This window comes from Blastomonas sp. CCH1-A6 (genome assembly GCF_001556365.1).
Taxonomy (GTDB): Bacteria; Pseudomonadota; Alphaproteobacteria; order Sphingomonadales; family Sphingomonadaceae; genus Blastomonas; species Blastomonas ursincola.
The window spans coordinates 1-321 of record NZ_LSIS01000354.1 but is presented as its reverse complement, the minus strand read 5'-3'; the positions used below and the strand labels follow the sequence as shown (position 1 = coordinate 321).

1 protein-coding gene is annotated in these 321 nt (G+C 69.5%); it reads left to right on the top strand.

The window, feature by feature from the left end:
• The coding region (locus AX735_RS16795; RefSeq protein ID WP_446471833.1) for a TrbI/VirB10 family protein at positions 1-321 on the top strand (321 nt) is incomplete at both ends.

The following is a 321-nucleotide window of genomic DNA, read 5'->3' as shown; positions in this document are numbered from 1 at the left end:
CGCGCATGAGCGGTGTGTTCCTCGGCGGCAGCAGCGCCGGGGCCGCTGCGATGCCGTCTTTGCCGAACCTCGCGACGGCAGCGCCTGGTGCTCCTGCCTCACCGCAACCTGCCGAGACGGCGCAGGGCGACCAGGCCGCCAAGCGAGCCTTCTTGGCGCAGGCGTCTAATCAGCGGACGGTCAGCGTCGAACGCCTCGTGGCGCCGGCCTCGCCCAACATCGTGCAGGCCGGCAGCATCATCCCTGCCGCGCTCATCACCGGCATCCGTTCGGACCTTCCCGGCCAGATCACCGCTCAGGTGACGGCCAACGTCTATGACA